The sequence below is a fragment of the Streptomyces sp. NPDC059895 genome, from assembly GCF_042731035.1.
Taxonomy (GTDB): Bacteria; Actinomycetota; Actinomycetes; order Streptomycetales; family Streptomycetaceae; genus Streptomyces.
Genome location: NZ_JBHWKO010000053.1, coordinates 42,055 through 49,588, shown reverse-complemented (window position 1 = coordinate 49,588; position 7,534 = coordinate 42,055). Strand labels below are relative to the sequence as shown.

The window sequence follows — 7,534 nt, the reverse complement described above, 5'->3', positions numbered from 1 at the left end:
CTTCTCGGCGTACGGCACCCGGAAATCCCAGCGCGACGCACGCGGCGGCAGGCTCATGGCGGCGTTACGCGGCGGCAGATTCAGCGCGGCACACGCGGCGGCAGGCTCAGTACCGCGTACCGGGCGGCAGGCTCAGCGCGGCGCACGCGGCGGCAGGTACAGCGTGCAGTACCGGGCGGCAGGCTCAGTGCGGGGCGCGGGAGCGGTGTGCCACGTACGCCAGCGTCCCCAGCAGCAGCCGGGCCTCCGGCGGGCGGGTCGCCGCGTCCAGGGCGGGCGGACGCAGCCAGCGCACCGGACCGAGCCCGCCCCGGTCGGAGGGCGGAGCCGTGATGTGGGCGCCCGGGCCGAGGCCGCGCAGGTCCAGGGAGGCCGGGTCGTCCCAGCCCATGCGGTAGAGCAGACCGGTGAGGTCGTGGGCGGCGCCGGGAGCGACGAGGAACTGGGCGCGGCCCTCGGGGGTCGCGGTCACCGGACCGACCGGCAGCCCCATCCGCTCCAGCCGGACCAGGGCGCGGTGCCCGGCCGGCTCGGCCACCTCGATCACGTCGAAGGCGCGCCCCACCGGCAGCATCACCGCGGCACCCGGGAACTCCGCCCACGTCCGCATGACGTCGTCGAGCGTGGCGCCCGCCCGGACCCGGGGGGCGAACTGCACGGGGTGCGCGCCCGGCGCGCGGCAGTCGCCGCGTCCGCACGAGCAGGCGCCCGCCGTGGCGCGCGCGCCCGGCACCACGTCCCAGCCCCACAGGCCGGTGAACTCGGCGACGGCGGTGCACTCCGGCGAGCGACCGCGCCTGCGCGCCCCGGAGCGGATGTCGCGAATGCCGCCGATCGTGAAGCCCATGCCCCCTCCAACGGGTCCGACGCACCGGTGGTTACGTAACGGACGCACGCCGTCACTCTGTGTACTGACGCCCTTCCCCGTGTCGCCGAAATCAGGCAGCGCTCTGAAGCGTCGCGGGTGGTGTGGTCGGCTGTGCGCGCCCCTGGGTGCATCGCTCCGCCCGCTCCCAGCCGTCCTCTGTCAAGTGAATCGCGTACGGGCCATCGCGAGTTCATTCGAAGGGGTGGCGAATGGTGGCGATTCCGGGATCGCCATGGCTGCAAGCGTGATCGTGGGACTACGTTGAGTGTGCGAGACCCGGGGGCACATGCCCCTGTGGGTATGCCGGGGGCAAGTCGGCCCTCCGTTCGAAGGGTGGCAACCGACGGACGGCGAGCGGCGATCACCGGCATTCTGATAAGGCTTGGCGCACTCGGGCGACAAGTGGTCTCAGGGATGGGGGCGTTCCAGTGAGCGGCAACGGCGGAAGCGGGACGGGTGCTGGAAGCGCTGCGCACGCTGACAGGCGCCCCAACGAGCTGCTCACCTCCTGGTTCGTGCGCAGCGGCTGGTCCAAGGGCGAGCTCGCCCGTCAAGTGAACCGCCGGGCCCGCCAGTTGGGCGCCAATCACATCTCCACGGACACCTCCCGCGTCCGCCGCTGGCTGGACGGCGAGAACCCCCGCGAACCGATCCCGAAGATCCTGTCCGAGCTGTTCTCCGAGCGGTTCGGCTGCGTCGTCTCCGTCGAGGACCTCGGTCTGCGCACCATGCGGCAGGCACCCGCCGCGACCGGCGTGGACCTGCCCTGGACGGGCCCGCAGACGGTGGCCCAACTCAGCGAGTTCTCGCGCAGCGACCTGATGCTGGCGCGGCGCGGCTTCCTCGGAACCTCGCTGGCCCTGTCCGCGGGCCCGTCCCTCATCGAGCCCATGCAGCGCTGGCTCGTCCCCTCCCCGCCCGCCCCGCAGGAGGACGCGGCCTCCGTCCCGACCAGCCGCGCCCGCGGCCGGCTCTCCCGGCCCGAGCTGGAGCTGCTGGAGTCCACCACCGTGATGTTCCGGCAGTGGGACGCCCAGTGCGGTGGCGGCCTGCGCCGCAAGGCGGTCGTCGGACAGCTGCACGAGGTGACCGACCTCCTTCAGGAGCCCCAGCCCGAGGAGACCGCCCGCAAGCTCTTCAAGGTCGCCGCCGAGCTGGCCGAGCTGGCCGGCTGGATGTCGTACGACGTGGGGCTCCAGCCGACCGCGCAGAAGTACTTCGTGCTCGCCCTGCACGCCGCCAAGGAGGCCGGGGACCGGCCGCTCGGGTCGTACGTCCTGTCCAGCATGAGCCGCCAGATGATCCACCTCGGGCGGCCCGAGGACGCCCTGGAGCTGATCCACCTCGCCCAGTACGGCAGCCGTGACTGCGCGAGCCCGCGCACCCAGTCCATGCTGTATGCGATGGAGGCCCGCGCCTACGCCAACATGGGACAGCCCGGCCGGTGCAAGCGGGCGGTCCGGATGGCCGAGGACACCTTCGCCGACGCGGAGGAGTGGGACGAGCCCGACCCCGACTGGATCCGCTTCTTCTCCGAGGCCGAACTCCACGGCGAGAACTCCCACTCCTACCGCGACCTCGCCTATGTCGCCGGCCGCAGCCCCACCTACGCCTCGCTGGCCCAGCCCCTGATGCAGCGGGCCGTCGACCTGTTCGCCGAGGACCCCGACCACCAGCGGTCGTACGTGCTGAACCTGATCGGCATGGCCACCGTCCACCTGCTGCGGCGCGAGCCCGAGCAGAGCGCGGTCCTCGCGGCGCAGGCGATGAAAGAAGCCAAGAAGGTCCGTTCCGAACGCGTCAACACTCGTATCCGAAAGACCGTCGACACGGCCGTACGCGACTTCGGGGACCTCAGCGAGGTCGTCGATCTCACCGACCGGCTCGCCGTCGAGCTGCCGGAGACCGCGGAGGCGGTCTGACCCGGCGGGCGTCCCCCCGAACCCCGGCCGCGGCCGGCCCTCCCGAACTGCCCGACTCGGCTCCCCCATGCCAGGTCACCGGAAGGCCGACCGCGGCCGGTTCCTTTCCCCCGGGTGAAGGTTGCGCCACGATAACGATCGGCGCGGGCGAAATCCGCCAGTTCATCGACGCGTAACACACACGGCGCCTTCGTCACGGCCGCGAAACAACGAGGGGCTTCGACCGAAACCGCGCTGCGCCAATCTCATGGCGCATAACCGGCCCACCCCTCAATCCGCTCAGGCTTCGCCCGCACGGGGCCGTACCTACGACGAGGAGACGCCGATGGCAGCTGCCATCACGCTTGCGGCGGACGCACCCACGCTGTCGTCCGCCAACACAGGCTTCATGCTCATCTGTTCCGCCCTGGTGATGCTCATGACACCGGCGCTGGCCTTCTTCTACGGAGGCATGGTCCGCGTCAAGAGCACCCTCAACATGCTGATGATGAGCTTCATCAGCCTGGGCATCGTCACCATCCTGTGGGTGCTGTACGGCTTCTCCCTGGCCTTCGGTACGGACTCCGGCAGCCTCATCGGATGGAACTCCGACTGGGTCGGCCTCAGCGACATCGGCCTGACGGAACTGTGGGACGGCTACACCATCCCCGTCTTCGTCTTCCTGGTCTTCCAGCTGATGTTCGCGATCCTGACGCCCGCCCTGATCAGCGGCGCCCTCGCGGACCGGGTGAAGTTCAGCGCCTGGGCGCTGTTCATCACCCTGTGGGCCACCGTCGTCTACTTCCCCGTCGCCCACTGGGTCTGGGGCGCCGGCGGCTGGGCCTTCGAGCTCGGCGTCATCGACTTCGCCGGCGGTACGGCCGTCCACATCAACGCCGGTGCCGCCGCCCTCGGCGTCATCCTGGTCATCGGCAAGCGCGTCGGCTTCAAGAAGGACCCGATGCGCCCGCACAGCCTCCCGCTGGTCATGCTCGGCGCGGGCCTGCTGTGGTTCGGCTGGTTCGGCTTCAACGCCGGCTCGTGGCTCGGCAACGACGACGGCGTCGGCGCGCTGATGTTCGTCAACACGCAGGTCGCCACCGCCGCCGCCATGCTCGCCTGGCTCGTCTACGAGAAGATCCGCCACGGCGCGTTCACCACGCTGGGCGCCGCCTCCGGCGCGGTCGCCGGTCTGGTCGCCATCACCCCCGCGGGCGGCGCGGTCTCCCCGCTCGGCGCGATCGCCGTCGGCGCCATCGCCGGCCTGCTGTGCGCCATGGCCGTCGGCCTCAAGTACAGGTTCGACTACGACGACTCGCTCGACGTCATCGGCGTCCACCTCGTCGGCGGTGTCGTCGGCTCCCTGCTGATCGGCTTCTTCGCCACCGGCAAGGGCCAGTCCGACGTCGCGGGCCTCTTCTACGGCGGCGGCCTCGACCAGTTCTGGAAGCAGTGCGCCGGCGTCTTCGCGGTCCTCGGCTACTCGCTGGTGGTCTCCGCGATCCTCGCCTTCGTCCTCCACAAGACGATCGGGATGCGCGTCTCCGAGGACGAGGAAGTGGCCGGCATCGACCAGGCCGAGCACGCCGAGACCGCATACGACTTCAGCGGTGCCGGCGGCGGAGCCGCCCGCACCACCGCCGTCCCGGCCCCGGTCGCCGACACTGCGAGCAAGAAGGTGGACGCATGAAGCTCATCACCGCCGTCGTCAAGCCCCACCGGCTCGACGAGATCAAGGAGGCCCTTCAGGCCTTCGGCGTCCACGGCCTGACGGTCACGGAGGCCAGCGGTTACGGTCGTCAGCGGGGACACACCGAGGTCTACCGCGGAGCCGAGTACACGGTCGACCTGGTCCCCAAGATCCGCATCGAGGTGCTGGCCGAGGACGACGACGCCGAGCAGCTGATCGACGTCATCGTCAAGGCCGCCCGCACCGGCAAGATCGGCGACGGCAAGGTCTGGTCCCTGCCGGTCGAGACGGCCGTACGCGTCCGCACCGGCGAGCGCGGCCCGGACGCGCTCTGACCGAAGAAGAGAACAGGAGTCGCTGGGTGACGAGTACGGACGTGCGCAACGAAGCAGAGGACTCGGGACCCAGCGGCTACGCGGCGGCCCGGCTGCGCCTCCTCACCGAGGGGGCGCGGTCCGGGCCGCCGCGCCGTGCGGCCCTCGCCGAACTGACCGACGACTGGCTCGCGGGCCTGTTCACCGCCGGTGCCCGGGACGAGGAGGGAACCGACCGGTTCCCCCACAAGGGCGAAGGCGGGCGACGGGAGGTCCCCCAGGGCGTGTCCCTGGTCGCCGTCGGCGGCTACGGCCGCGCCGAGCTGTCCCCGCGCAGCGACCTCGACCTCCTGCTGCTGCACGACGGCACCGACCCCAAGGCGGTCGCCGCCCTCGCCGACCGCCTCTGGTACCCGGTGTGGGACCTCGGCCTCGCACTCGACCACTCCGTGCGCACCCCGGCGGAGGCCCGCAGAACGGCCGGCGAGGACCTCAAGGTCCAGCTCGGTCTGCTGGACGCCCGCCACCTCGCCGGCGACCTCGCACTGACCGCCGGACTGCGTACGGCCGTCCTGGCCGACTGGCGCAACCAGGCGCCCAAGCGCCTGCCCGAACTCCAGGAGCTCTGCGCCGACCGCGCCGAACGCCAGGGCGAACTGCAGTACCTGCTGGAACCCGACCTCAAGGAGGCCCGCGGCGGCCTGCGCGACGCCACCGCCCTGCGCGCCGTCGCCGCCTCCTGGCTCGCCGACGCCCCGCGCGAGGGCCTCGACGACGCCCGCCGCCGGCTGCTCGACGTCCGCGACGCCCTGCACCTGGCCACCGGCCGCGCCACCGACCGCCTGGCCCTCCAGGAGCAGGACCAGGTCGCGGCCGAGCTGGGCCTCCTGGACGCCGACACCCTCCTGCGCCAGGTCTACGAGGCCGCCCGCGTCATCTCCTACGCCAGTGACGTCACCTGGCGCGAGGTGGGGCGGGTGCTCCGCTCGCGCGCCGTGCGGCCGCGACTGCGCGCCATGCTGGGCGGCGGAAAGCCGGTCGCCGAACGCTCCCCGCTGGCCGAAGGCGTGGTGGAGCAGGACGGCGAGGTGGTGCTCGCCCGCGCCGCACGCCCCGAACGCGACCCCGTGCTCCCCCTGCGTGCCGCGGCCGCCGCCGCCCAGGCCGGCCTCCCGCTCTCCCTGTACGCCGTACGGCGCCTCGCGGCCACCGTGCGCCCCCTGCCCACCCCCTGGCCCGCCGAGGCCCGCGAACAACTCGTCACCCTGCTCGGCTCCGGCCGGCCCACCATCGAGGTCTGGGAGGCCCTGGAGGCCGAGGGCCTGATCACCCGGCTGCTGCCCGACTGGGAGCGGGTCCGCTGCCGGCCGCAGCGCAACGCCGTGCACATCTGGACCGTCGACCGGCACCTCATCGAGACCGCCGTGCGCGCCTCCGAGTTCACCCGCCGCGTCAGCCGTCCCGACCTCCTCCTGGTCGCCGCCCTGCTGCACGACATCGGCAAGGGCTGGCCCGGCGACCACTCCGTGGCCGGCGAGATCATCGCCAAGGACGTGGCCGCCCGCATCGGCTTCGACCGCGCGGACGTCGCCGTCCTCGCCACCCTCGTACGCCACCATCTGCTGCTCATCGAGACGGCCACCCGGCGCGACCTGGAGGACCCGGCCACCGTGCGGTCGGTCGCCGAGGCGGTCGGCTCGCAGGGGACGCTGGAGCTGCTGCACGCGCTCACCGAGGCGGACGCCCAGGCCACCGGTCCGGCCGCCTGGTCCTCCTGGCGCGGCTCGCTCGTCGCCGACCTGGTCAGACGGGTCTCGGCGGTGCTCGCCGGGGAGACCCCCGAGGAGCCGGAGGCCGCCGCGGCCACCGCCGAACAGGAGCGGCTGGCGATCGAGGCGGTCGCGACCGGCAGCCCGGTGCTGGCGCTGCGCGCGCAGGCCGAGCCGCCGGCCGACCCCGCGGCGGAGCAGCCGCCCGGCGGCCCCGAGCCGCTCGGCGTGGAACTCCTCATCGCCGTACCCGACCAGGCGGGCGTGCTGCCCGCGGTGGCCGGCGTCCTCGCCATGCACCGGCTGACCGTGCGCACCGCCGAACTGCGGGCCCTGGACCTGCCGGCCGGCGTGGAGGGCTCCGTCCTGCTGCTGAACTGGCGGGTCGCCGCCGAGTACGGCTCACTGCCCCAGGCCGCCCGGCTCCGCGCCGACCTCGTCCGCGCCCTGGACGGCACCCTGGACATCGCGAACCGGCTGGCGGAGCGCGACGCGGCCTATCCGCGGCGCCGCGGCGTGGTCGCGCCCCCGCCCCGCGTGACGGTGGCCCCGGCGGCCTCCCGCCTGGCCACCGTGATCGAGGTCCGCGCCCAGGACGCGCCGGGGCTGCTGTTCCGGATCGGGGCGGCGCTGGAGGACGCGACGGTCCGGGTGCGCAGCATGCACGTCAGCACGCTCGGCGCCAACGCCGTCGACGCCTTCTACGTCACCGGGCCGGAGGGCGCGCCGCTGCCGGGGGACGAGGCCACGGCGGTGGCGCGGAAGCTGGAGGAGATGCTGCGGGCGTGACCGCGCCCCGTGTGACACGTGCCGCAACCGGCTGTCGTCCCCGCGGCAGCGGGGGTGACCCGGCCGCCGGGCGTGCCGTGTCACCGGGCCCGGCCGCTCCCCGGCGACGCGGGGTTCCACCGCGCCCGCCCCGGGTTCCACCGCGCCCGCCCGCCGAAATCAGCAGGCGGGGACGAATGTCTTGCGCGGCCGGATACCCTGGA

At 73.2% G+C, this 7,534-nt stretch carries 5 protein-coding genes; 4 read left to right on the top strand and 1 reads right to left on the bottom strand.

The features are described from left to right. Positions 1-184 precede the first annotated feature (184 nt). Positions 185-847, bottom strand: a complete 663-nt coding sequence (locus tag ACFV9M_RS36415; RefSeq protein ID WP_385073344.1) for a bifunctional DNA primase/polymerase — start codon at positions 845-847, stop codon at positions 185-187. A gap of 449 nt (positions 848-1,296) precedes the next feature. Here ACFV9M_RS36415 and ACFV9M_RS36410 point away from each other — a divergent pair, with 449 nt between their 5' ends. The 4 genes from ACFV9M_RS36410 (at position 1,297) to ACFV9M_RS36395 (ending at position 7,331) form a co-directional block, all read left to right on the top strand. Then, positions 1,297-2,790 carry a hypothetical protein gene (locus ACFV9M_RS36410; protein ID WP_385073347.1) on the top strand — a complete coding sequence of 498 codons (1,494 nt, stop codon included), beginning with the start codon at positions 1,297-1,299 and terminating at the stop codon, positions 2,788-2,790. A 325-nt stretch (positions 2,791-3,115) separates the two neighbouring features. Beyond that, positions 3,116-4,459 carry an ammonium transporter gene (locus ACFV9M_RS36405; RefSeq protein WP_385073350.1) on the top strand — a complete coding sequence of 448 codons (1,344 nt, stop codon included), beginning with the start codon at positions 3,116-3,118 and terminating at the stop codon, positions 4,457-4,459. Beyond that, entirely contained in the window at positions 4,456-4,794 is a 339-nt protein-coding gene (locus ACFV9M_RS36400) for a P-II family nitrogen regulator (RefSeq protein WP_003997576.1), read from the top strand. The genes ACFV9M_RS36405 and ACFV9M_RS36400 overlap by 4 nt, the downstream gene beginning before the upstream one ends. Positions 4,795-4,820: 26 nt before the next feature. After that, positions 4,821-7,331, top strand: coding sequence for a [protein-PII] uridylyltransferase (locus ACFV9M_RS36395; RefSeq protein WP_385073353.1), 2,511 nt, complete (start codon positions 4,821-4,823; stop codon positions 7,329-7,331). Positions 7,332-7,534 lie beyond the last annotated feature (203 nt).

What these genes read in the sequence shown, in the direction of transcription:
- ACFV9M_RS36415 (WP_385073344.1), bottom strand. Translation starts at nt 847, where the DNA reads ATGGGCTTCACGATCGGCGGCATTCGCGACATCCGCTCCGGGGCGCGC.
- ACFV9M_RS36405 (WP_385073350.1), top strand. Translation starts at nt 3,116, where the DNA reads ATGGCAGCTGCCATCACGCTTGCGGCGGACGCACCCACGCTGTCGTCC.
- ACFV9M_RS36400 (WP_003997576.1), top strand. Translation starts at nt 4,456, where the DNA reads ATGAAGCTCATCACCGCCGTCGTCAAGCCCCACCGGCTCGACGAGATC.